This is a genomic window from Frondihabitans sp. VKM Ac-2883 (assembly GCF_015350875.1).
In the GTDB taxonomy this organism is placed as follows: domain Bacteria; phylum Actinomycetota; class Actinomycetes; order Actinomycetales; family Microbacteriaceae; genus Frondihabitans.
In genome coordinates, this window is the sequence record NZ_JADKSF010000007.1 from 178,043 (window position 1) to 199,135 (window position 21,093).

Below are 21,093 nucleotides of genomic sequence, written 5' to 3' on the forward strand. Positions count from 1 at the left end.
CGGCGCGGCGCGGGTCGCAGTGCCGGGCGACCGAGGCTTGTCCGAGGTCCGGCACCGTGACCCGCGTCGCACCCGAAAGTACGGCGCGGCGCGGGTCGCAGTGACGGGCGACCGAGGCTTGTCCGAGGTCCGGCACCGTGACCCGCGTCGCACCCATAAATCCGGCTCAGCTGCCGCGGTACGTGGAATAGGCGAACGGGCTCAGCAGCAGGGGCACGTGATAGTGCGCCTCGACGTCGGCGAGATCGAAGTCGAGTGTGACTCGCGGGTAGAACGTCGGGGTGCCCAAAGCCGCGAAGTAGGCGCCGGTCGCGAACACCAGCCGGTACGCGCCGGCCGCGAGCCGGTCGGGGCCGAGTGAAGCGACGCGCCCATCGGCATTCGTGGTGCCGGTCGCGAGAACCAGGCCCGAAGGATCCTGCAGTTCGACTGCCACACCGACCGCCGGGCGCCCCACCGACGAGTCGAGCACGTGCGTCGTGACGTGGCTCATGCGCGGGGTTCTGTCGAGGCTGCGTCGTCGGCGTAGACCGATTCGAGACGGAGGACGGCGATGTCGCGCAGCTCCTGCCCGACGATCGACAGCTCCGTGTCGTCGTCGAGTTTGAGTCGGCGGTCGAGCTCGTCGACGAGCTCGGCGCGGCTGCGCCCGGCAGCCCGGATCAGGAACACGCGGTCGAAGCGCGCCTCGTAGGTCGCGTTGCCCTCGGCAAGGGCCTTCAGCAGGTGCTGGTCGTCGACGTCGACAGCCTGCTGTTCGCGTCGGCTGAATTGGGCGGCGGCGTCGGCCCCGGTCGGCTTGTCGCCGATGCGCGGGTGCGACTCCATCGCCTCGTCGATCTCGGCCGGACTGAGCGGGGTGGCGGACGCGTGCGCGGCGTCGCGGAGAGCAGGCCAGTCGGCGTAGGGCGATGCGGCCGCGACCTCACGAACGAAGCGGGAGACGTGCAGGGCTGCGGTGAGGTCGGCTTCGGAGACGTCGATCATGGTGTGGTCAACTGTAGCCATGGCCACCCTGCATGGCATCGTCCTCGCCGCGGGCGCCCGGGTCGATTGACGCTTCCGTCCTGCATCTATACAGATCCGTACCGGCGGCGGTACCTTTGTGTCTATGCCTGAGGAGAGTGTCGCCGACTTCGCGATGCGAGAGGGCATTTCACCTCGACGTGTCCGCGCGCTCATCGAGCAGGGCTCAATCCCAGCACGACAGGTAGGACGTCTCTGGCTTGTCGACCAAGCCTCCGCCCACCGACCGGCAGCCAGTCGCCCCCTTGCAGACCGTATGCGGGCAAACCTCCTCGCCGTCCTCTCCGGAGATGCCACGGAGGGCCTGTCCGCCTCTGAACGCGCCCGGCTTCGCCGCTACCTGAGCGAGCTCGTTCACAGTCCGCACCCCGACCGCATCCTGAGTGCGTGGGTACCCGACAGCGCACCCCTGAGACTTCAGGTCGCCCCCAGCGACCTCGACGATCTCTCCGAGGACGACCGCCTGGTCAAATCCGGCTTCAGTGATCCGCGGGCCGAAATCGCCGGCGCAGGTCAGCTCGAAGCCCGCGTCGCCAAGGCAGACGTCGACGCGATCCGCCGCGAGTACCTGCTCCGCCCCTCCCAGCAGCCCAACGTTTTCCTGCACGTCTCCGACGAGAAGCCGCCCTCGCCTCTACCCCTCGGGCTTCTCCTGGTCGATCTCGCACATCATGAGGGTGTCCGAGAGCGCTCCCGCGTCGCCGAGCTCTTCCACGAGGTCGACGCGTGACTATTCGGGCACCAGCCATGACGAGCGCGCAGGCCGAGGCATGGCACGCGCTGTTCCAGGTCTACGAGGCGCACCCGAAGCACTGGGCACTCGTCGGCGGCCAAATGGTTCACTCTTTGTAAATGGTTCACTCTTTGTGCTGGGAGCGAGGGGCCGCCCCACCACGACCCACACAAGACGCCGACACCGTCCTCGACATTCGGGCCCAGCCGAAGATGCTGTACGACTTCACTGCGACCCTCAATCGCCTCGGGTTCGAGTCCGCAGGAGAAGATCCGTCCATCATCGAGGGCGCTAGGGGCGTCCAGCACCGCTGGCTGAGGGGAAAGGCGCAGATCGACGTGCTCATCCCGCGCTTCCTGGGCGAGAGAGCCGACAACCGGGTCGGAGTGACCGGCGGCCGGACCATCTCAGCACCGGGCGGGCAGGGTGCGCTCGACCGATCCGAAGTGATCGAGGCAGAGGTGGAAGGCGTCGTGGGTCGCGTCCTCCGCCCCACACTGCAAGGAGCCATCGTCGCCAAGTCGTCTGCGATGCTCATTGGTGAAGGCGCGATCAGTGATCGTCATCTCAACGACCTCTCAATCCTCGCCTCTCTCGTCACCCGTGCAGACCGCATCGGCCACGGCCTCACACGTGCAGAATCCGCCAGGGTCCGTTCCGCGTATGGCCTCGTCCTCGCCCGTCCGCCATTGCATCTCGTCGGCGTCGACGCCGCGACCATCGAGATCGTCCGCGATCAAGTCGTCCTCGCCTGAGGCGCTCTGATGCCTGCAACACTGGAGCCATGGCCACCCTGCACGGCATCGTCCTCGCCGCAGGCGCCGGAACGCGAATGGGGCGGGCAAAGGCGCTGATGCGCCACCCCGACGGCACACCATGGCTGGCGGAGGCCTGCGCGATGCTGACCAGCGCAGGATCCTCCTCGGTCACGGTGGTCCTCGGATCCTCGTCCGATGAGGCGCACGGCCTCGTGCCACCCGGCGTGCACGTGGTGGTCGCTCGTGACTGGGCGTCGGGGATGGCCGCCAGCCTGCGGGCGGGGCTCGATGCCGCCGCGGCGAGTGACGCCGACGCAGCGCTCGTCACGCTGGTCGACCTCCCCGGGCTGCCCGCGAGTGTCGGCCTTCGCGTTTCGGCCGACGCCGACGGGCTCGATGCCCGCGCCGTTCTCCGGCAGGCCGTCTTCGGCGGTCGCCCGGGCCACCCGGTGCTGATCGGCCGTGACCACTGGGAAGCCCTCGCATCCGAGCTCAGCGGTGATCGCGGCGCCCGGCCCTACCTCGCGCGTCACGGCGTCCTCGAGGTGGAGTGCGGCGACCTCGCCACCGGCGACGACGTCGACCGGCCCCAGACAGACGACGGGCCCGGAACCCCCTGAGGGATTCCGGGCCCGCCCGGCGTCAGTCGGCCGCCGCTACTTCTTCTTGGTGGTCACCGTCACCGTCTGGGCCTGCTTGGCCACCGCGTTGTGCAGGTGGAGCAGCAGGATCTGCTTCGTGCTCGCCTTGGTGCGGTGCACCGCGATGCCCGGCGACTGGTCGCGCAGCAGAACTCCACCGAGGTCATCGGCCTTCTTCTGCGAGAACCAGAGCGACGGCTTGAGCGCATCGAAGCTGGCGGAGTGGGTGCTGTCGACCACGGTGCTGTCGGTCTCGGCAAGGCCCGGCGCGTAGTTCGAGAACGTCGCGACGTGATAGTTGAACGCGGTCGACTTCGACTTCGTCGTGTAGCCGAGGGCGGCGAGGGAGACCGGGAGGACTGCCACGGAGCTGTCGAACGTGTTCACGTCTTTATCGAGGTAGTTCGCGTTGTAGGGCTGGAGGTCGACCGTCTCGTTCGTGGACAGGTTGTCGGTGGCCACGAACGTCGCGTCGACCGAGGCCGACTTCGTCACGTATGTCACGAAGTCGTCCGTGCCGTCGCGGTTGGTGTCGATGAAGACCTCCGGGGCTCCGTCCAGACCAGGGTTCGCGATCGGGCCGGCGGTCTTGATACCGAACGAGACGATCCCCTTGTTCTTGTCGGAGAGGTTCGGCGCATTGCTCGATGCTCCGACCGCGAGGATGTCGGCGCCGGCGAGGCTCTGCTTCGGGCTTCCCGTGGGGAAGGTCAGCTTCGCACTGTTCGCTCCCAGCACGAACGGGGCGGCGAGGCCCAGGTAGGCCTGCGATCCCGTTCCCTGGTTGAGCGTCGTACCCGAGATCTTCAGCGTCGCCTGGGTGCTCGTCGACTTCGCGAAGACGGGGCTGGTCGCGGTGTTGGCCGAGACCGGCTTGGGAGCGGCGAACACCGATAGGCGAAGGCCCGACTTGGCCCGATCGGCCGAGTCGAACTTCACATAGCCGGAGGCGGCTGCGACGAACTCGCGGACGAAGTCGACCCCGCTGACCTTTGTCGTGGCGGCCTGCGTCGGGTCGATCACCTTGCGCAGCTTCGACGGGTCGATCTTCATCGTCAGCGTGACGGTGGCGTCACCGCGAGCGGGGACGACGACCTTCGGTGCCGAGAGAGTGAAGCTCACACCCGGCTGCGTGATCCGGCTGCTGTACGACGTCGTGAACGTCTGCGAGGTGTTGCCGGAGTTGTGCAGCGTCAGAGTGCGGGTCGCGGTCTTCGCGGCCGAGACGGGCACGACCCCGAACGACGCCGACACGAGACCGGCGTTCTGCGTCGAGGTGACCGTCACCTGGTTGGTGACCGCCTGGAGCGCGTCGATCCGGCCGGTTCCCTGGCTCAGGGTCGAGTACAGGGTTCCAGCGGCGTTCTTCAGATCGTGGGTGGCCGTGTTCATGACCGCCTGCTTGACCTGGAGGGCGCTCCAGCCGTCGTGCGCCTCGAACGTCAGCGCGGCGATGCCGGCCGTGTCGGGGGTGGCCATCGAGGTGCCGCTTTCGGCCTCGCGGTCGGTGCCCGTACCGGACCTCACCGAGACGACGTTGACACCGGGGGCGGCGACGTCGGGCTTGATGATGTTCGAGTAGGAGCCGTGCACGCCGCGCGACGAGAAGGTCGCGAGGGTGTCGGTGAGCGCCGAGTCGATCGCCTGGTCGAAGAGCCGCAGCGAGTCTTTGAACGAGACCGTGACGGGGGTGCCCCCGGCCTCGGCGGCGGTGACGGCCGGGAGGAGCTTCGCGTAGGCGTCCTTGGTGATCTCGGCTCCGGGGATGACGGCGTTGCCGCTGATGCCGGAGTCGAAGACGTTCACCGAGCCACCGAGCAGCACGCCGATGGCGCCGGCCGCGGTGGCGTTGTCGAAACGCTTGACCGAACCACACTCGAGGGCGGTGTCGGTCCACTTCAGAAGAACGACCTTGCCCTTGACCTTGGCCGCGTCGGCGGCCGTGTACGGGTCACAGCCGGCAGCGTTGGCCGCGCTGGGGAGGGTGACGACGCCGTCGGTCAGGGCCAGAGGCTTCGTGTACGAGATCGAGTACTGCGCACGAATCGTGCCGGCGATCGACGACGGAGCGGTGACGTCCACACCGTCGAAGACGGCGGCGCCGGTCGTGGCCGCGGCGACGGTGAGGGCGTTCTCCGCGTCTCCCGGGCTGCCGCCGATGTCGGTGAAGTCGCCGGCGTTGCCGCTGGCGATCACGGGCAGCACACCGCGAGCGACGAGGGAGTCGATCTTGGCGTTGTCGGGGTCGTCCGGGTTCGAGTAGTCGGACCCGAGCGAGAGGTTGATCACGTTGATGTCTTTGCCCTCGGTCAGCGCCTGGCCGACCCAGTCGAGGGCTGCGCCGGTGAGGTCGGTCGAGCCGCCGCCGTCTCCGAACACCTTGAGCGAGTAGAGACCGGCGTCGGGCGCGGTGCCTGGACCGATCGACATGGTCTTGACCTCGTCTTCGGTGAGCTTCGTGTAGTCACCCGTGAAGGTCTTCTTGTCGGAATCGAGGCCGAAGCCGGCCGCAGTGCCGGCCACGTGGGATCCGTGTCCGCCCCCGCGCCCGTCGATAGGGTTGGCGTCAGGGTTGGGGACCGGGTCGTAGGCCTGCGACGACGGGTCAGCGTCGTACGTCGGGCCGGCGAAGTCGGTGCCGCCGAGGAACTTCGCCGAGTCGAAGAGCGCAGGATCCGGCGCTCCCGTCGAAGAGAGAGCCTCGTCGTAGGCGGCCGTCGTTCCGGGGCCCCCGAAGTCGGCGTGCGTGTAGTCGAGGCCGGTGTCGATGACCGCGATGTTGACGCCGGTGCCGGTGTGCCCGGTCTGCTGCCAGGCCTGGACGGCGCGGGTGTAGACGTCGGACGTCGAGTTCAGCGGCGAAGCCTCCCCCTTCGTCGCGACGGGGGTGGGAATGGTCTTCGGCGCGATGGGCGTGATGCTCACGACGTCGGAGCGGGCGGCGATGGTAGCGAGCGAGCCGGCGTCGGCGATGACGGCCACACCGGGAACGGTGTACTCGGTCGTGTAGAGCGTCGTGACCTTCGGGCCCTGGGCGGCGAGCGCCTTCGTGACGGCCGCCGCGTTCTGGCGGATGGCGCTCACGCGGTTCTTCGCAGCGGTCGACTGGGGTCGCCCAGTGAGCTTGCCGCCCTTGGCCGAGGCGTCGACGCTCAGCGCGCCGGTGCCCGATACGCGAATGAAGGCGGCGACGGATCCTTTGGCCTCGCGGAGCGGCGAGCTGAGCTTGAGCAGATCGGCGGTCTTCGAGGCGGAACCGAGGGGATTCGCCGGTGCCGCAGAGGCGACGGTGAGAGGGGTGGAGACGAGGGCGATGGTGGCGGCGGCGACGACGCAGAGCGTTCCGACGGACCGGCGAGATGGGCGCACGTAGTTCCTTTGGAGAAGGTGAATCACGGTCGAGTTGGAGTGAGCCTGCCAGACTCAAAGTGACTTCACAACAAAACACGCGGGTTTTGCCAGACGGATCTGTCTAGCCGCGAGCGGGGGGCGAGATTATGCCACCAGAACTGCGGATCAGGTCGACTGGCGAACGACGAGCTCGGTGGGCAGCATCATCGTCGAGGTGCCGGCGCCGTCGATGATGTCGAGGAGGACCCGGACCATCTCGGCGCTGATGCGATCGAAGGGCTGACGCATCGTCGTCAGCGCTGGGTGGGTCGAGGTCGCGAACGCTGAGTCGTCGAAGCCGCCGACTGCGACGTCCTCGGGAACGCGGCGCCCCGCCCGCAGCAGCGCGTCGATCGCACCCGCGGCCATCGCGTCGTTCGCGGCGAAGACCGCGTCGATCGTCGGGTCGGCCTCGAGAAGCGACTGCATCGCCGCCACGCCGCTATCGCGCGTGTAGTCACCGTGCCGCACGAGAGCCGAGTCGAAGTCGTCGCCGAGGGTACGGCGGTAGCCCTCGAGCCGGGCCCGCCCACCGGGGGTGTCGCGCGGGCCGGCGACCGTCGCCAGGCGCGTGCGACCGCGACTCTGCAGATGCTTCGTCATCGCGATGGCGCCCTGGAGGTCGTCGGCCGCCACGACACCGAGCTCGCCCTCGAAGCCGAGGGGTTGACCCGCCGAGACCATCGGCACGTTCGCCTGGATGAGGCGCTCGACGAGCGGGTTGCCGTGGGCGGAGGTGAAGGCGAGGAGCACGCCGTCGACGTGGCCGGCCGCCACGTAGTTCAGAGCCCGGTTCTGCTCGGCCTCGTCGCCCGCCATGATCAAGACGAACGAGATGTCGCGCTTGCCGAGTTCGGCGGAAGTTCCCCGCACGAGAGCCGCGAAGTTCGGATCCTCGAAGAGAACCGCCTGGGTCTCGGTCAGCAGAAAGGCGATCGTGTTCGACCGGCTCATCGCCAGGCTCCGCGCCGCACCGTTGACGCGGTAGCCCGTCTTCTTGATGGCGGCCTGCACGGCGGCCTTCGACTCGGGGCTCACCCAATTGCGCCCGTTCAGCACCCGCGAGACGGTGCCGCTCGAGACCCCGGCGACCGACGCGACGTCGCGGATCGTCGGTCGCCTGGCGGTCTCGGTCACGATTCGCAGTCTATTGCGGTCGATCGCCGAGACCACGGGATCAGGACTTGACGGCTCCGGCACCGAGATCGACCTTCCAGAACCGTTGGAGGACGAGGAACAACACGACGAGCGGGATGATCGAGAGCAGCGCTCCGGTGATCACCAGCGAGTACAGCGCCGGGACGGTCGAGCCCTGGTTGAGCAGACCGTTGAGCCCCACGGTGATCGGATAGAGGCGGTCGTCGCCGAGCATGATGTACGGCAGCATGAAGTTGTTCCAGATGCCCACGAACTGGAAGAGGAACACCGTCACGAGTCCGGGCGCCATCATCGGCACCGCGAGCCGCAGGAAGATGCGGAGATCGCTCGCCCCGTCGGTGCGACCGGCCTCGATGATCTCGTTCGGCACCGAGGCACCCGCGTAGATGCGGGCCAGGTAGATGCCGTACGGGCTGATGATCTGCGGCAGCAGCACGGCCCAGTAGGTGTTGGTGAGGCCGACCTGCGCGAGCAGGAAGTACTGCGGGATCGCCAGGATCACGCCGGGCACCAGCACGCCGGCCAGCAGCACCATGAACGTGGCCTGCTTGCCCTTGAAGGTGTACTTCGCGAGGGCGAAACCGGCGAAGGCCGAGACCGCCGCCGAGAGGAACGCGCCGACTCCGGCGTAGAGGGCCGTGTTGAGCATCCAACGCCAGTAGAGGCCGCCCCGGTACTGGGTGAGCTCGACGATGTTGTCGAACAGGTGACCCGAAGGCACGAAGGTGTTGCTGGTGAACAGGTCGCCGCCCGACTTGGTCGACGCCATCAGCACCCACGCGAGCGGCAGGAGGCAGTAGAGCGCGCCGAGCAGCAGGATGATCGTCGACGTGTAGCTGGTCTTGTCGTTCGCGCCGATCCGGCCCGATCGATTCTTGGCCAACGGCGGGCGACCCATCGAGGAGCGCGAGGAGAGGGGCTTGGTGACGGTGCTCATGAGTTCTCCTCCTGGAAGGCGCGGCGCTGGACGACCCGGAGGAAGACGAACGAGAGCGCGAAGATCGTGACGGCGATGATGATCGACGTCGCCGAGGCCGAGTTGACGTCGTTGCGGACGAAGGCGTCGCGGTAGACCTTCATGAGCGGGGTGTAGGTGCTCGAGATCGAGTTGGTGAGCGGCTTCAGCGTGGTCGGCTCGGCGAAGACCTGGAGGGTCGCGATCAGGGAGAAGATCGCCGTCATGATGAGCGACGGCAAGATGATCGGGATCTTGATGGCGAGGGCGACGCGAATCTCACTTGCCCCGTCGAGGCGAGCGGCCTCATACAGGTCGGTCGGAATCGCCTTCAGTGCCGTGTACATCACGACCATGTTGAAGCCGACGCCGCCCCAGAGGGCGATGTTGGCGATGGCGAAGATGACGGTTCCCTGCGAGAGGACGTCGGGCGACGGCAGGTTGAGCGCGTTCGCCAGGTCGACGAAGGGGCTGACGCTCGGCAGGTAAAGGAATCCCCAGAGCAGGCTCGAGATGACGGCGGGGACGGCGTAGGGCAGGAAGATGACCACGCGCGAGTAGCCGGCGAGCCGGGTGCGCTTGGAGTCGAGGAGCAGCGCGAAGACGAGCGCGAGGACCAGCATGGCCGGCACCAGGATCAAGCCGTACAGGCCCACTCGGCCCGCGCTGGCGAGGAAGTCGGGGTCGGAGAACGCCGCGGCGTAGTTCGAGAGGCCCGCAAAAACCGTCTTTCGAGCGCCGGATCCGAGTCCGAGACCCTGCACCTCGGTCTTCTGCAGGCTGAGGATCAGCGTGTAGACGATCGGCGCCGCCATGAAGACGAGAAAGAGGATGGCCGCGGGGGCGAGCATCGCGTACGGGGTCGGATTGAAACGGCGACGGCGGGTGGCCCGGGGGGCCGGCGCGGACGGCTTCGCCGCCCGATCGCGCCCGGGGGCGGTCTGGTCGACGTCGACGGTGGTGGTCATTTCTAGTCCTCCTGGGGGAAGGGAGCGGGGCGGACCCTGACTTCGGGCCCGCCCCTGAGGAGTGGACGCTGCTATTTGACGGTGAAGCCGGAATTCTTGAGGTCGGCCACAGTGATCTTCTGCATCTGCGCGGCCGCGTCGAGGAACGCCTGCTGGCTCTTGGCCTGGGCTGCCTTGCCGAACTGGTCGTTGAATGCCGAGTAGGCGACGTTCACGTTCGGTCCGTAGGTGAAGGGCTTCACGGTCTCGGCGATCTTGGCGGCCTGGGTGTAGAAATCGGGCTGGTTCTTGAAGAAGCCGTTGCCGGTGGCGAGGGCCTCTTTCGAGTCGACCGTGTCGGCCGGGTACAGCCCGCCGTCGGTCACCATCTGGCTGACAGCGGTCTTGCTCGTGTTGAGCCAGGTGTTGAACTGCACGGCGGCCTTGACGTTCTTCGACTGCGAGGTGACCGCGACAGCCGAGCCTCCCCAGTTGCCGGTGGCCTGCTCGCCCGCGGTCCACTGCGGGAGCGGCGCCATCTTCCACTTGCCGGCGGTCTTCGGTGCGTTGCCGGCGAGGACGCCGGGCGCCCACACGGCGCTGACCCAACCGACCTGCGTGCCGGCGGCGAGGCCCTTGTTCCATTCGGGCGTGTACTGCGGCTGGTTGTCGATCACGCCGTCCTCGACGAGTCCACCCCAGAACGACGCGACCTTCTTGGTGGCCGCCGAGTCGATGTCGACCGACCAGGAGTCTTTGTCGGAGCCCCACCAGGAGGCGCCGGCCTGCTGCGTGAGACCGGCGAATTCACCGGCGTCGGCGGACGAGAACGTGCCGAGGTAGTTCTTCGGGTCGGCCTCGTGCACCTTCTTCGCGGCGTCGGCGTATTCCGCCCAGGTGGTGGGCACGGAGAGCCCCAGCTTCTTGAAGATGTCAGCGCGGTAGTAGAACATCATGGGGCCGGAATCCTGCGGGATCCCGTACAGCGCGTCGGATCCTAGGGTCACCGACGACAGGACGCCGTCCGAGAACTTCGACGTCGTCGCATCGGAGACGTCTTTCTTGATGTCGATGATGGCGTCGGCCGACACGAGGGTCGGGATCTTCTGGTACTCGGCCTGCATGAGGTCGGGAGCCCCGGATCCTGCCTTGATGGCTGTCAGCAGCTTGGTGACGGCGGGGTCGCCCGCGTCGGTCTTGACGTAGGTGACCTGGATGTTCTTGTGGGTGGAGTTCCAGGTGTCGACGACCTTGTCCATGTTGGGGGCCCATCCCCAGAAGGTCAGCTTCACCGGCTTGTCGGCGGTGCCGAGACTGCCGTCGTTGCTGCTCGACGATCCGCTGCTCGAGCAGCCGGTCATGACCAGAGCTGCGGCCAGGACGCCCGCTCCGATTGCAGCGCGAATGGTTCTGCGCATTGTTCCTCCTCGTTGAGTGCCGAGCGTCTTCGCGTCGGCTGCTGTGCACGCCCGGTGCCGGGCCCTGTGACTGTTAGCGGTTACAGTACGTCACGCTCACACCGGCTTGTCAAGCCCGTCTTTTGCGGTGATACTCGACTCTGTCACCGGTTACAGTTCCGTAACCGGTAACAGTTCCAGCCGGGCCAAGCCCTGTTTTCAGCGAGGAGAACCGAATGACCACGATCCAGCCCGAGACGATCCCCGGCACTGGCAGCGGCTGGCTCCCCGGCACCTCCACCATCGCGTTCGGCGGTGACTACAACCCCGAGCAGTGGCCTCGCGAGGTCTGGGACGACGACATCCGTTTGATGCGCGAGGCCGGGGTCAACCTGGTCAGCATCGGCATCTTCTCGTGGGTGCTGCTCGAACCCCGCGAGGGAGAATTCGACTTCGCCTGGCTCGACCAGGTCATCGACCTGCTGCACTCGGCCAGCATCGCGGTCGACCTCGGCACCCCGACGGCCTCGCCGCCCGCCTGGTTCTGGGCGAAGTACCCCGAGGCGCGACCGGTCACCCGCGACGGCGTGCCCCTCGGCTTCGGCTCGCGCGGCATGGCCAGCCCCAGCTCGCCCGCCTACGCCGAGGCGACCACCCGCATCGTCACGGCTCTCGCCGAGCGCTACGGCTCGCACCCGGCCGTCACCCTCTGGCACGTCCACAACGAATACGGCGCCCCGATCTCCGAGAGCTACGACGACGCGTCGGTCGCCGCTTTCCGCCTCTGGCTCGCAGCCCGCTACACGACCCTCGACGCACTCAACAGCGCCTGGGGCACGACGTTCTGGGGTCAGCGCTACGGCGCGTGGAGCGAGATCGACGCCCCGCGCACCGCCGCCACCGTCGTCAACCCATCGCAGCGCCTCGACTTCGCCCGATTCACCAACCACGCCCTGCTCGAGTGCTTCCGCCGCGAGCGCGACATCCTGCACCGGCTCTCGCCCGGCATCCCGGTCACCACGAACTTCATGGCCACGAACTGCCCGTCAGTGGACTACTGGACCTGGGCGAACGAGGTCGACATTGTCTCGAACGACCACTACCTCGTGGCGGAGCGCACCGACAACCACGTGCTGCTGGCCCTCGATGCAGACCTGACCCGCTCGCTCGCGGCCGGGCGTCCCTGGATCCTCATGGAGCACTCCACCTCGGCCGTCAACTGGCAGCCGCGCAACCTGCGCAAGCAGCCCGGCGAGCTGCGCCGCAACAGCCTGCAGCACTTCGCCCGAGGGGCCGACGGGATCCTGTTCTTCCAGTGGCGGGCCTCCCGCTACGGCGCGGAGAAGTTCCACTCGGCGATGCTGCCGCACGCCGGCGAGACGTCGCGGGTGTTCCGCGAGACCGTCGCCCTCGGTGCCGAGCTCGGCGCGCTCGCTCCCGCCGTCGGCAGCCGCGTGCACGCGTCGGTCGCGATCCTCTGGGATTGGGAGTCGTTCTGGGCGCAGGATCTCGAGTGGCGTCCGAGTGTCGAGCTCGCCCACCGGCGCCAGATCGAAACGTTCTACACGCGCCTCTGGGAAGACGGCATCACGACCGACTTCGTGCACCCGGAAGCAGACCTCTCGACGTACGACCTCGTCGTCGCTCCGAGCCTCTACCTGATCTCGACGACAGCCCGTACGAACATCGAGGCGTTCGTCGCGGCCGGCGGCACCTTCGTCTCGTCGTACTTCACGGGCATCGTCGACTCGCACGACACGGTGCACGACGGCGCGATGCCCGGTGCGCTCCGCGACGTGCTCGGGCTCACGGTCGAGGAATTCGGCCCGCTTCCCCAGGACACCCCGGTGCAGCTCACCTCCGGTGCCGTCGGTAGCCGCTGGACCGACGCGATCCTGCTGCAGGGTGCCGAGTCGATCGACGCCTACGTCGACGGTCCGATGGCGGGCGGCGTGGCAGTCACGCGGAACTCCTTCGGTGCCGGTCACGCCTGGTACCTCTCGACCGACTTCACCGCCGAGCAGCTCGCCGACGTGCTGGTGGGCGCCTACGCCGACGCCGGCGTCGAGGCCGGGCCGATCGCACTCCGCGGTGTCGAACGGGTGTCGCGTCGAGCCGACGGGGTGACGTTCACGACCTGGATCAACCACACCGACCGCGACGTGACGCTGCCCACGGCCGGGGAGAGCGGTGCCGATACGGTGCTGGCTGCCGGAGACGCGGTCGTGCTGCGCGACGACGCGTGATCCCGATCCTGCAGGAGGCCCGCTGGCGCACGCTGGCACCAGGGCAGGTGTGCAGGATCCTGGTGGTCGACCCGGTCACGGGCACGACTCGGGTGGTCCACGAGTCGCACGATGTCGCCTACGAGTCACCGAACTGGACGCCCGACGGGTTGTCGCTTATCGTCAACGCCGCGGGCCGTCTTTACAGCGTGCCCGCGGCCGGCGGGGTGCCGACCCCGATCGCCTCGGGCGCCCTCGACGATCACAACAACGACCATCTCGTCTCGCGCGACGGCACGACGATCTACTCGTCGTCGGAGACCACCGGGCACCTCTTCGCCGTGCCCGTCGGGGGTGGTGAGCCGGTGCGGGTCTCGCCCGATCGAGAGGGAGTCTTCGGCTACTTCTTGCAGGGGCAGTCGCCGGACGGTGGGATCCTCGCGTTCACCGGAGCCGAGCGTCGCGACGGGCTCGACTTCGTGAGCGGGCTGTTCCTGCTCGACCTCGGCACGCGGGAGGTCTCCCGCCTCAGCGGCTGGACCGCCGACTCGGTGGGCTGCGACTGGTCACCGGACGGGTGGCTCTACTTCGGCTCGGAGCTCGGTTCATCGACGCGCGGTCACTCGCAAGTCCACCGCATGCGCCCCGACGGTCGAGGTGTCAAGCAGCTGACCGACGACGAGCGGGTCAACTGGTTTCCGAAGGTGTCGCCCGACGGGTCACGGGTCGTCTACCTGTCGTTCCCGCCCGGCACCGTGGGGCATGCGACCGACGTCGACGTCGTGATCCGGTCGATGGAGCCCGACGGCTCCGGTCAACGCGATGTGCTCCACCTCACCGGCGGACAGGGCACACTGAACATGAACTCGTGGGCACCGTCGTCCGACAGCTTCGCCTGCGTGTCATATGAGTTGGAGTACTGATGGAACAGCGCATCTACGGCCGAACCGGTTTCTCGGTCTCGCCCCTCTGCATCGGAACCTCGTCGTGGGGCCGCCCCAAGGGTGAGGAGTCGCAGGCCGACGCCGACGTGCGCATCGCCGAGATCGCGCGGTCGTGGGCGATCGGCGCGCTGCGTCTCGGTGCGGCGTCGCACGGCGGGTCGACTCTGAACTTCCTCGACACCTCGAATGAATACGGCGAAGGGCGCAGCGAGCCGCTGATCGGCAGTGCCCTGGCCGCGTCATCGGCGGTCGTCGACGGGTCGGTCGGCAACGACCTCGTCGTGCAGACGAAACTCGACCGCGACGTCGCGACCGGCAGCTTCTCGACCGACCGGATGCGGCGCTCCCTCGAGGAGTCGCTGTCGAGGCTCGGCCTCGAGCGCATCCAGGTGATGCACCTGCACGACCCCGAGACGATCGGGTTCGACGCCGCGATGGCCGAAGACGGCCCGGTCGCGGCGCTCGTCGCCATGAAAGAGGAGGGGCTCGTCTCCTCGATCGGCATCTCGGGCGGCCCCGTCGGCATGCTGCAGCAGTTCGTCGAGACCGACCTCTTCGACGCCCTCATCACCCACAACCGGTACACGCTCGTCGACCGGTCGGCCTCCGACCTCTTCGACGCGGCGACCGCCCGGAACATGGGCATCACGAACGCGGCACCGTACGGCGGCGGAATCCTCACCGGCGACCCGCGCTTCGCCGGCTCGTACGGCTACCAGCCGGCGACCCCCGAGATCCTCCGCGCCGTGAACGGCCTGCAGGGTGTCTGCGACTCGTACGGAATCCCGCTGCAGACGGCGGCGCTCCAGTTCAGCATTCGCGAGCCAAGGATCCACTCCACCGTCGTGGGGGTCTCCTCCCTGCCTCGGCTCGAGTCGGCCATCGACGACGCCACCGCCGCACTGCCCGAGGCGCTGTGGGCCGAGCTCGACGCCGTGGTGCCGGCCGGGATCGCGCTCGACGCGTAGGGGGCTCGGCTCTGGTCTACCCGACGCCAAACGACAGGACCCCCGCCACCTCGGAAGGTGACGGGGGTCGTGTCGTAGTGCGTCGTTACTTGAGGTTGTCCTTGACGTCCTCGGTCTTCTTGCGCGCCTCGCCCATGGCCTGGTCTTTCTGGCCCTGGTGCTTCAGCTCGTCGTCGTCGGTCTTCTTGCCGACGAACTCCTCAGCGTGGCCGGCAGCCTTCTGAATGACATCCTTTGCCTTGTCTCCAATGGACATGACGTTCCCTTCTCAACACCTCGCGCCGGGAATCCCCGACTTTCGGCAGATGGTAGGCGCGAGTCCCCCGCAGACGCTCAGGTGGCGCGGAAATCGACGCGAATCGGCCATTCCGACGAGGCGCGCCAGGTCGGATTGGCCGATCCTCGTCGGTTAGCGGCGGACCGACGCCTCCTCGCCGCGCTCGTCCCCCGAACCCTCGGCTCTGGGCCAGCCGCCGAAGAGCACGCTCGAAGTCATGACCGATCGCGACGACACCTTCACCGCCCTGACCGTCCAACGAGCTCAGGAGAACGTCGACCAGGGCGGCAAGCCGTTCGCCTGCCTGCTCGTCCGCGACGGCGAGGTCGTGGTCGAGGCGCAGAATCACGTCGCCCAGACCGGCGATCCCACCGCGCACGCCGAGATCCGCGCCATCCGGATGGCCGCCGAACAGGGCATCACCGACCTCCGTGGCTTTGACGCCTACGTCACCGCCTACCCCTGCCCGATGTGCCTCGGTGCCCTCTACTACGCCCAGCCCGACCGCGTGATCTACGCGGTCTCGCGCGAGGAGGAGGCCGAGCACTACGAAGACGGCAACCGCCTCATGAGCCTGGGCACGTTCTACGACGAATACACCAAGAGCATCGAGGATCGATCACTGCCCGCTGAGCAGGGACAGGTCGCGAACGCGACGGCCCCCTTCGCCGACTGGACCGCCAAGCACTCCTCCTGAGCGAACCGACGCGAATCGGCCAAGGTCACAGCGCCGCGGCACGCGACGTCGGCCGATTCGCGTCGCCTCAGCAGAGCCGGGCCGCGACCCTCAGGGCGCGCTAGGCGAAGTGGCCCGCGAGGACTCTGGGCTGAGCGGCGGCTGCCGGATCCTGGGCTATCGGGCTCGACTCGGCGCGCTGCTCGACCGTGCGGACGAGCGCCTCGACGACATCGTGGTCGCTCGTGACGACGCGGGTGGGCGACATGCGCGCGTGGCCGTGGCTCAGGCTGATCCGGCCGATGTGCCAGACCTCGTTCATGTACCAGGCGGCCGAGAGGGTCTCGGCTCCGCTCGAGACGGTGATGACACGACGGGCACTGCCCCAGCGGGCGGCCTCGGCGCGGCCGACCGTCAGGATGGTCGACTGCAGATGAGGGGCTTCGCGGAAGAGCGCGTGAATGATTCGGGCGGATCGGGTTCGGGAACTGACCATGTCAGATGCCTCTTTCTTCGGCGGCCGCGGGTACGGCCGCCACTCGTCATCGGGTGCATCCTGAGGCGATTCGGGCGCCTCCGGAAGGGGTGTTCACTCCGGTGATGAATGCAACTGTAGGTGTCCCCCTTCTGGCGGACTAACCATTGCTCACCCCCATTCCAGGGGGTAGGGCGCCGAGGGCTTCTACAGGGCGACGCGGATCGGCCATTTCGACGCGGCGCGCCGGGTCGGTTTGGCCGATTCGGGTCGGGTTGCGGTGGTAGGTCTCAGTATCAAGAGTGTGGAATACTGCCGCCATGAGATCCAGCACCACGCGCCGCCGGCGCCTCGACTCCGTCCACCTGCGATGCGCGGCGGCGTGTGCACTCGTCAGCCTGTCGCTCGTTCTCGTAATCATCGGCACGACGCTCTCGCTCGTGCCGATGGCCGTCGGCATCTTCGTTCTGACCTTCGGCACGAGCATGAAAGACCGGAATGCTCCGCCGATCACGTTCCTCGTACTACTGCCGATCATCGGAATCATCGTGTGGATCCTCATCGCCCGCGCGACCTGACGCGACTCGGCCAATGTCATAGCGCCGCGGCGCGCGAGGTCGGCCGAGGTACGTCGGGTCACGGTCGGTAACCCCCGCGCGACCTGACGCAAACCACCCGCACCGGCCCGTTGCAACGCGCCCGAAACAAAGGTGATGTTGACTGAGCAAACAATGGACTTGATCGACGTTCACGAAATCCGGGTGGCCCGAACCCGCGACGACATCGTGCTGGGCGAGAGCGTCCGACCGCTCGGTGGCGGCACCTGGCTGTTCTCCGAACCGCAGCCGCCCGAGCACACCGGCTTCGTCGACCTGACCACCCTCGGCTGGACCCCGATCGAGACCACCGCCGATCACCTCGTCGTGTCGGCGACGTGCACGATCCGCGAGCTGACCGACTTCGCGCTCGACCCCGAGTGGCCGGCGCAGCAGCTCTTCCGGCAGTGCGCCGAGTCGCTGCTCATGAGCTTCAAGATCTGGAACCTCGCCACTGTCGGCGGCAACGTCGCGACAGCGCTGCCGGCCGGGGCAATGACGTCGCTGCTGGCAGGGCTCGGGGCGCGCGCGGTGATCTGGGGGGCCGAGGGGCGGGAGCGCAGGATCCTGGTCTCCGACCTCGTGACCGGCGTCCGGGCCACCGATCTGTCGCTCGACGAGGTGATCCGCTCGTTCGAGATCCCGCTGACTTCACTCCGATCGCGGACGGCGTTCCGGCGCATCTCGCTTTCGAACCTCGGCCGCTCCGCCGCCGTGGTGATCGGACGGGTCGACGCCACCGGCGAGTGCGTGATCACTGTGACGGCGGCGACACCCCGGCCCGTGCAGCTGCGCTTCGACTCGGTGCCCGAGGCGGGCGAACTGAGCGACGCGCTGAGCGGGTATTCCGACTGGTACTCGGACCCGCATGGCGCGCCCGATTGGCGACGGGCGGTGTCGATGCGCTTTGCGGAGGAGATCCGGGAGGAGCTGAGCGCCGACACGGACAGCAGCACCAGCACAGAGAGCAGCACCAGGACAGACTCCGACACAGGAAGCGACGCATGAAGTTCGAGGTCAACGGCGAAGAGCTCGACGCCACTGTGCTCCCGGGCCAGGTGCTGCGAACGGTGCTGCGCGAGAACGAGCACTACGAGGTCAAGAAGGGCTGCGACGCCGGAGACTGCGGCGCGTGCTCGGTGCTCGTCGACGGTCAGCCGGTGCACTCCTGCATCTACCCGGCACATCGGCTCGAGGGCAAGCACGTAACCACCGTCGCCGGTTTGGGTAGCCCGGAGCACCCGCACCCGATGCAGCAGCGTTTCTCGGATGCGGCGGGCCTCCAGTGCGGCTTCTGCACGGCCGGCATGGTCGTCACCGCGTCGACGTTCACCGACGAGCAGATCGCCGACGGCACCGACCTGCCCCGCCTCCTCAAGGGCAATCTCTGCCGCTGCACGGGCTACCGCGCGATCCGCGATGCGATCTGCGGCGTGACGAACACCGAGGTGGCGCCCGCCGGAGACTCGGCCGGGCGGTCGACCAAGGCTCCCGCCGGCATGCGCGTCGTGACAGGTCGGGAGCAGTACACACTCGACTTCACGACCCCCACGAAGACCCTCCACCTCGCGGTGCTGAAGAGCCCGCACGCGCACGCCCGCATCACGTCGATCGACACGACCGCCGCCGAGGCGATGGAGGGCGTGCACGTCGTCTTCACGCACCGCGACTCCCCCGCGACGCTGTTCTCGACCGGCCGCCACGAGAACCGCACCGACGACCCCGACGACACACTCGTGCTCGACCCGGTGCTGCGGTTCCGTGGGCAGCGAGTCGCGGCAGTCGTCGCCGACACCGTGCGCCAGGCCGAACTTGCCCTCTCGGCGGTCGTCGTCGAGTACGAGGTGCTGCCCGCCGTCTTCGACCCCGCGCTCGCCAGGGAACCCGGTGCACCGCTCGTGCACGGCGAGAAGGGCCCCGAGTCGCGCATCTCCGACCCGTCGCGCAACGTCGTCGCCCAGATGCACGGCGAGACCGGCGACGTCGATGCCGCCCTGGCCGCGAGCGCCGCGACGGTGGAAGGCACCTGGCAGACGCAGCGCATCACGCACGCGGCCCTCGAGACGCACGCCACCCGCGGCTGGATCGACGACGACGGCCGCCTCGTGCTGCGCACCAGCACCCAGGTGCCGTTCCTCGTGCGCGACGAGATCTGCCACATCTTCGGCCTGCCGACCGACCGGGTGCGCGTTTTCGCGGCGCGGGTCGGCGGCGGCTTCGGCGGCAAGCAGGAGCTGCTCACCGAAGACCTCGTCACGATGGCCGTGCTCCGCACCGGACGCTCGGTGCAGTACGAGTTCACGCGCGAAGACGAGTTCACGATCGCCCCGCCGCGGCATCCGATGCGCGTGGGAGTGAAGGTCGGAGCGACGGCGGGCGGGATCCTGACCGCCCTGGCCGTCGACGAGCTCATGGACACCGGCGCGTACGGCAATCACGGAATCGGCGTGATGTTCCACAGCGTGCACGAGTCGATCTCGGTCTACCGGGCCCCCAACAAGCGGGTCGACGCCGAGAGCGTCTACACGAACAACCTGCCGTCGGGGGCGTTCCGCGGCTACGGGCTCGGCCAGGTGATCTTTGCCGTCGAATCGGCCCTCGACGAGCTCGCTCGCAAGCTCGACATCGACCCGTTCGAGCTGCGGCGCCGCAACGTCGTCGTTCCCGGCGACCACATGACCGTCGTCGACCCGAACGAAGAGAGCGACCTCCTCTTCGGCAGCTACGGACTCGACCAGTGCCTCGACCTGCTGCAGAATGCCCTCGCCGGGCCGCCGCCCGCCGACTCGGGCTCGCTCATCGGGGCCACTCCCGTGCCAACCGGCGACCAGTGGGCGTTCGGCACCGGCATGGCGATGGCGATGATCGCCACGATGCCGCCCCGCGGCCACTTCGCCGACACCACCGTCGCCCTCAACGCCGACGGAACGTACACGATCGGCGTCGGCACGGCCGAGTTCGGCAACGGCACCACGACCGTGCACGGCCAGCTCACCGCGACCGTGCTCGGCACCACGCCCGACCGCATCGTGATCGAGCAGTCCGACACGGATGTCGCCCGCTACGACACCGGGGCGTTCGGCTCGGCCGGAGTTGTCGTCGCCGGCAAAGCTCTCTACGCCGCCGCGCAGAAGCTCAAGATCGCGATGATCGCGAGGGCACAGGCCATCGTGACCGGTGTCGGAGACCCGGCGCAGGATCCCGGCGTCCCCGTCTCGACCGACCTGGGGCTCGTCGACGTCGCTCTCACCCCCGACGGCGTGCTCATGCCGGCCGGAGCATGGGGCCCCGGCCGCCTCGTCCCCGCCGCCGAGCTCCTCGCCCACGGAGAACTCCGCGCCGACGGCAGCCACGACGGCACCCCGCGGTCGGTCGCGTTCAATGTGCACGGCTTCAGCGTTGCGGTCGACCGGAACACTGGTGAGGTGCGGATCCTGCGCTCCGTTCAGGCGGCCGATGCCGGAACGGTGCTCAACCCCGAGCAGCTGCGCGGCCAGGTCGAGGGCGGCACGGCGCAGGCCATCGGCACGGCGCTCTACGAGGAGATGATGCTCGACGGGGCGGGCCAGGTGACGACGACGGCGTTCCGCAACTACCGAACGCCGAAGTTCAGCGACCTGCCCGTGACCGAGGTGCTGTTCGCGGCGACGCACGATGACCTCGGGCCGCTCGGGGCGAAGAGCATGAGCGAGGCGCCGTACAACCCGGTGGCTCCGGCGCTGGCGAACGCCGTGCGAGACGCGATCGGGGTGCGGCCGCACGAGCTGCCGATGTCGCGCGATCGGCTGTGGCGGTTGCTGCAGGCGTAGGCGCGTGCGGCTGGCCGCTGCTGCTGCAGGTCGTCGCCGCTCGCCGCTGGCGAGGTGACGCGAATCGGCCAAAGTGACGCGGCGCGGCGGGTCACTTTGGCCAATTCGCGCGAGGTTG

At 68.2% G+C, this 21,093-nt stretch carries 19 protein-coding genes; 10 read left to right on the forward strand and 9 right to left on the reverse strand.

The window, feature by feature from the left end; all coding sequences use genetic code 11:
* Positions 1–166: 166 nt before the first annotated feature.
* Together uraH and uraD are read right to left on the reverse strand one after the other, a co-directional pair.
* Positions 167–493, reverse strand: a complete 327-nt coding sequence (gene uraH / locus ITJ49_RS13890; RefSeq protein ID WP_194606202.1) for a hydroxyisourate hydrolase — start codon at positions 491–493, stop codon at positions 167–169.
* Positions 490–1,008 carry a 2-oxo-4-hydroxy-4-carboxy-5-ureidoimidazoline decarboxylase gene (uraD, locus tag ITJ49_RS13895; RefSeq protein ID WP_194606203.1) on the reverse strand — a complete coding sequence of 173 codons (519 nt, stop codon included), beginning with the start codon at positions 1,006–1,008 and terminating at the stop codon, positions 490–492. The genes uraH and uraD overlap by 4 nt, the downstream gene beginning before the upstream one ends.
* A 274-nt stretch (positions 1,009–1,282) precedes the next feature.
* On the opposite strand from uraD, the gene ITJ49_RS13900 reads away from it, so the two are divergent.
* The 3 genes from ITJ49_RS13900 to ITJ49_RS13910 all read left to right on the forward strand — a co-directional run bounded on the left by ITJ49_RS13900 (position 1,283) and on the right by ITJ49_RS13910 (position 3,137).
* Positions 1,283–1,756 carry a hypothetical protein gene (locus tag ITJ49_RS13900; RefSeq protein WP_194606204.1) on the forward strand — a complete coding sequence of 158 codons (474 nt, stop codon included), beginning with the start codon at positions 1,283–1,285 and terminating at the stop codon, positions 1,754–1,756.
* 122 nt (positions 1,757–1,878) lie between these two features.
* Positions 1,879–2,514: a hypothetical protein gene (locus ITJ49_RS13905; RefSeq protein ID WP_228514488.1), complete on the forward strand. Its 636-nt coding sequence runs from the start codon at positions 1,879–1,881 to the stop codon at positions 2,512–2,514.
* Positions 2,515–2,543: 29 nt separating this feature from the next.
* Complete coding sequence (locus tag ITJ49_RS13910; protein ID WP_194606205.1) at positions 2,544–3,137, forward strand: NTP transferase domain-containing protein; 594 nt, start codon at positions 2,544–2,546, stop codon at positions 3,135–3,137.
* A 36-nt stretch (positions 3,138–3,173) separates the two neighbouring features.
* Here the strand turns inward: ITJ49_RS13910 and ITJ49_RS17895 are convergent, their stop codons facing one another.
* The 5 genes from ITJ49_RS17895 to ITJ49_RS13935 form a co-directional block, all read right to left on the reverse strand.
* Positions 3,174–6,527 carry a S8 family serine peptidase gene (locus ITJ49_RS17895; RefSeq protein ID WP_194606206.1) on the reverse strand — a complete coding sequence of 1,118 codons (3,354 nt, stop codon included), beginning with the start codon at positions 6,525–6,527 and terminating at the stop codon, positions 3,174–3,176.
* A 147-nt stretch (positions 6,528–6,674) separates the two neighbouring features.
* Entirely contained in the window at positions 6,675–7,685 is a 1,011-nt protein-coding gene (locus ITJ49_RS13920) for a LacI family DNA-binding transcriptional regulator (RefSeq protein WP_370544525.1), read from the reverse strand.
* Positions 7,686–7,725: 40 nt separating this feature from the next.
* Positions 7,726–8,643 carry a carbohydrate ABC transporter permease gene (locus ITJ49_RS13925; protein WP_084816092.1) on the reverse strand — a complete coding sequence of 306 codons (918 nt, stop codon included), beginning with the start codon at positions 8,641–8,643 and terminating at the stop codon, positions 7,726–7,728.
* Positions 8,640–9,629: a carbohydrate ABC transporter permease gene (locus ITJ49_RS13930; protein ID WP_194606207.1), complete on the reverse strand. Its 990-nt coding sequence runs from the start codon at positions 9,627–9,629 to the stop codon at positions 8,640–8,642. The genes ITJ49_RS13925 and ITJ49_RS13930 overlap by 4 nt, the downstream gene beginning before the upstream one ends.
* Before the next feature lie 71 nt (positions 9,630–9,700).
* Positions 9,701–11,026 (reverse strand): ABC transporter substrate-binding protein, encoded by a 1,326-nt coding sequence (locus ITJ49_RS13935; RefSeq protein WP_194606208.1) that lies wholly within the window; start codon positions 11,024–11,026, stop codon positions 9,701–9,703.
* Between the two features lie 215 nt (positions 11,027–11,241).
* On the opposite strand from ITJ49_RS13935, the gene ITJ49_RS13940 reads away from it, so the two are divergent.
* Genes ITJ49_RS13940 through ITJ49_RS13950 form a run of 3 tightly spaced genes read left to right on the forward strand, consistent with a single transcriptional unit; the run spans position 11,242 to position 15,142 of the window.
* The gene (locus tag ITJ49_RS13940) at positions 11,242–13,251 is read left to right on the forward strand and encodes a beta-galactosidase (RefSeq protein ID WP_194606209.1); all 2,010 of its coding nucleotides are present in this window, start codon (positions 11,242–11,244) and stop codon (positions 13,249–13,251) included.
* Entirely contained in the window at positions 13,248–14,153 is a 906-nt protein-coding gene (locus ITJ49_RS13945) for a PD40 domain-containing protein (RefSeq protein ID WP_194606210.1), read from the forward strand. The genes ITJ49_RS13940 and ITJ49_RS13945 overlap by 4 nt, the downstream gene beginning before the upstream one ends.
* The gene (locus tag ITJ49_RS13950; RefSeq protein WP_194606211.1) at positions 14,153–15,142 is read left to right on the forward strand and encodes an aldo/keto reductase; all 990 of its coding nucleotides are present in this window, start codon (positions 14,153–14,155) and stop codon (positions 15,140–15,142) included. The genes ITJ49_RS13945 and ITJ49_RS13950 overlap by 1 nt, the downstream gene beginning before the upstream one ends.
* A gap of 85 nt (positions 15,143–15,227) precedes the next feature.
* On the opposite strand, the gene ITJ49_RS13955 is transcribed toward ITJ49_RS13950, so the two are convergent.
* Complete coding sequence (locus ITJ49_RS13955) at positions 15,228–15,398, reverse strand: CsbD family protein (protein ID WP_123940423.1); 171 nt, start codon at positions 15,396–15,398, stop codon at positions 15,228–15,230.
* Positions 15,399–15,636: 238 nt separating this feature from the next.
* Between ITJ49_RS13955 and ITJ49_RS13960 the strand changes: the two genes are divergently transcribed.
* Complete coding sequence (locus tag ITJ49_RS13960; protein WP_055961594.1) at positions 15,637–16,116, forward strand: nucleoside deaminase; 480 nt, start codon at positions 15,637–15,639, stop codon at positions 16,114–16,116.
* A 100-nt stretch (positions 16,117–16,216) separates the two neighbouring features.
* On the opposite strand, the gene ITJ49_RS13965 is transcribed toward ITJ49_RS13960, so the two are convergent.
* Positions 16,217–16,591, reverse strand: coding sequence for a hypothetical protein (locus tag ITJ49_RS13965; RefSeq protein ID WP_194606212.1), 375 nt, complete (start codon positions 16,589–16,591; stop codon positions 16,217–16,219).
* A gap of 299 nt (positions 16,592–16,890) precedes the next feature.
* Here ITJ49_RS13965 and ITJ49_RS13970 point away from each other — a divergent pair, with 299 nt between their 5' ends.
* The 3 genes from ITJ49_RS13970 to ITJ49_RS13980 all read left to right on the forward strand — a co-directional run bounded on the left by ITJ49_RS13970 (position 16,891) and on the right by ITJ49_RS13980 (position 20,975).
* Positions 16,891–17,148: a hypothetical protein gene (locus ITJ49_RS13970; RefSeq protein ID WP_194606213.1), complete on the forward strand. Its 258-nt coding sequence runs from the start codon at positions 16,891–16,893 to the stop codon at positions 17,146–17,148.
* A gap of 153 nt (positions 17,149–17,301) precedes the next feature.
* Positions 17,302–18,174 (forward strand): FAD binding domain-containing protein, encoded by an 873-nt coding sequence (locus ITJ49_RS13975; protein WP_194606214.1) that lies wholly within the window; start codon positions 17,302–17,304, stop codon positions 18,172–18,174.
* A complete protein-coding gene (locus tag ITJ49_RS13980) occupies positions 18,171–20,975 on the forward strand; it encodes a molybdopterin cofactor-binding domain-containing protein (RefSeq protein ID WP_194606215.1) in 2,805 nt (934 codons plus the stop codon). Before ITJ49_RS13975 ends, ITJ49_RS13980 begins: the two co-directional genes overlap by 4 nt.
* The last annotated feature ends 118 nt before the right edge of the window (positions 20,976–21,093 follow it).

Bases quoted from the DNA above. Each gene is read 5' to 3' on its own strand.
- ITJ49_RS13930 (WP_194606207.1), bottom strand. From the start codon at position 9,629: ATGACCACCACCGTCGACGTCGACCAGACCGCCCCCGGGCGCGATCGG.
- ITJ49_RS13950 (WP_194606211.1), top strand. From the start codon at position 14,153: ATGGAACAGCGCATCTACGGCCGAACCGGTTTCTCGGTCTCGCCCCTC.
- ITJ49_RS13905 (WP_228514488.1), top strand. From the start codon at position 1,879: ATGGTTCACTCTTTGTGCTGGGAGCGAGGGGCCGCCCCACCACGACCC.
- ITJ49_RS13975 (WP_194606214.1), top strand. From the start codon at position 17,302: ATGGACTTGATCGACGTTCACGAAATCCGGGTGGCCCGAACCCGCGAC.
- ITJ49_RS13980 (WP_194606215.1), top strand. From the start codon at position 18,171: ATGAAGTTCGAGGTCAACGGCGAAGAGCTCGACGCCACTGTGCTCCCG.
- uraH (WP_194606202.1), bottom strand. From the start codon at position 493: ATGAGCCACGTCACGACGCACGTGCTCGACTCGTCGGTGGGGCGCCCG.
- ITJ49_RS13960 (WP_055961594.1), top strand. From the start codon at position 15,637: ATGACCGATCGCGACGACACCTTCACCGCCCTGACCGTCCAACGAGCT.
- ITJ49_RS13970 (WP_194606213.1), top strand. From the start codon at position 16,891: ATGAGATCCAGCACCACGCGCCGCCGGCGCCTCGACTCCGTCCACCTG.
- ITJ49_RS13900 (WP_194606204.1), top strand. From the start codon at position 1,283: ATGCGGGCAAACCTCCTCGCCGTCCTCTCCGGAGATGCCACGGAGGGC.
- ITJ49_RS13940 (WP_194606209.1), top strand. From the start codon at position 11,242: ATGACCACGATCCAGCCCGAGACGATCCCCGGCACTGGCAGCGGCTGG.
- ITJ49_RS13955 (WP_123940423.1), bottom strand. From the start codon at position 15,398: ATGTCCATTGGAGACAAGGCAAAGGATGTCATTCAGAAGGCTGCCGGC.
- ITJ49_RS13935 (WP_194606208.1), bottom strand. From the start codon at position 11,026: ATGCGCAGAACCATTCGCGCTGCAATCGGAGCGGGCGTCCTGGCCGCA.
- ITJ49_RS13925 (WP_084816092.1), bottom strand. From the start codon at position 8,643: ATGAGCACCGTCACCAAGCCCCTCTCCTCGCGCTCCTCGATGGGTCGC.
- ITJ49_RS13965 (WP_194606212.1), bottom strand. From the start codon at position 16,591: ATGGTCAGTTCCCGAACCCGATCCGCCCGAATCATTCACGCGCTCTTC.
- uraD (WP_194606203.1), bottom strand. From the start codon at position 1,008: ATGGCTACAGTTGACCACACCATGATCGACGTCTCCGAAGCCGACCTC.
- ITJ49_RS13910 (WP_194606205.1), top strand. From the start codon at position 2,544: ATGGCCACCCTGCACGGCATCGTCCTCGCCGCAGGCGCCGGAACGCGA.